This window comes from Dokdonella fugitiva, assembly GCF_004342425.1.
Classification (GTDB): Bacteria; Pseudomonadota; Gammaproteobacteria; order Xanthomonadales; family Rhodanobacteraceae; genus Dokdonella_A; species Dokdonella_A fugitiva.
This window is the reverse complement of sequence record NZ_SLWQ01000034.1, coordinates 1-1,054: the sequence shown is the minus strand read 5'-3', so window position 1 is coordinate 1,054 and position 1,054 is coordinate 1. Positions and strand designations below refer to the sequence as shown.

Here is a 1,054-nt window from a genome sequence, read left to right as displayed (position 1 = left end):
GCTGTCCAACGCTTGATCTCTTCTTCCATCACTGCACTCATGGTGTCTCCTCGGTCAAAGGTTACACCTGAGCAGGAATTCACTGGGTCATTACACACCGTCCCATCAACTCTGCTAAAGGAATGCCCACGTCCATGCTCTCCGTCAAATATCGTCAGCTTGTGCGTTCAAGTGCAATTTACGATCTCGTCGCAACTGCAGCATTCGCTACACCATGGACATTTCACATAGTCCATCAAATGCTAGGTCAGCTCTCGCCCCTTCCGGCATTTGAGCCATTGCACGTCCTTTTTGCCAACCTTCTTGGCAGCATCGTCATAGTCTGGTCTCTTCTGCGCATCTGGAACCCGCAACCTATCTTTGGGCTTTTTGATACCGCAGCTCGTACCTTATTCTTTATCTGGCAGTTGTATTATCTTCTGGTCATGAATGGAGCTTCGATTGTTTGGTTTTTCGCCGCATTTGAATTTGCTTTCGGGCTGTCTCAAGGCTACGGTTACTGGCTTCTTCATAAGGTTCAAAGTGGTGCACCTACGAACTGCAAGGTCGTTAGATACTTTGCTACTGCGGCCTAACCCATCCATCGAGAGGGACCGCCTATCGGCGGCCCCTCATGTCAGACGTTAGGCCGCAGAGAGAATTCCATGTCAACCGAAATTCGCAAAAGCTATTTATTCACAGCCCCACTGCGCTACCTCTTTGGCTTCGTCGCCATTGCAACGCTTTTGAGCAATGCTCCTTGGAGCCAATCAAGTGCGTTGCTTGCAACAAATGCATATCTCGGCTCACTCATGTGGGGCGTAATGGCCGCCTTCGGCAACGAGGCCGGCTGGAAGCGACATCTGACCCTTGCGATTGCAATTGCTTATCTCATCTCAAGTATTTGCAGAATCATCGGGCCAGCGGCCTAACAATTCGTGTATGGACTCCCCTTGCAAGTGACCGAGTGATTTCGCTTCTGGCAAGCGGTGCGGTTGCAGTCGTGTATTCGGCCTTGCGGTGAGCAGAAGGTGCTCGGGCCATGATGGAATCCGCCGGGACGAAGCCACACGTT

The 1,054-nt window shown here is 51.3% G+C and carries 2 protein-coding genes; both read left to right on the top strand.

Annotated elements, in window-relative coordinates:
* The first annotated feature begins 134 nt into the window (after positions 1–134).
* Positions 135–575 carry a hypothetical protein gene (locus tag EV148_RS18270; RefSeq protein WP_199222834.1) on the top strand — a complete coding sequence of 147 codons (441 nt, stop codon included), beginning with the start codon at positions 135–137 and terminating at the stop codon, positions 573–575.
* Positions 576–644: 69 nt separating this feature from the next.
* Entirely contained in the window at positions 645–911 is a 267-nt protein-coding gene (locus EV148_RS18265; RefSeq protein ID WP_132000285.1) for a hypothetical protein, read from the top strand.
* The last annotated feature ends 143 nt before the right edge of the window (positions 912–1,054 follow it).

Coding starts and splice junctions, on each gene's coding strand:
- EV148_RS18270 (WP_199222834.1), top strand. CDS start 135: ATGCTCTCCGTCAAATATCGTCAGCTTGTGCGTTCAAGTGCAATTTAC.
- EV148_RS18265 (WP_132000285.1), top strand. CDS start 645: ATGTCAACCGAAATTCGCAAAAGCTATTTATTCACAGCCCCACTGCGC.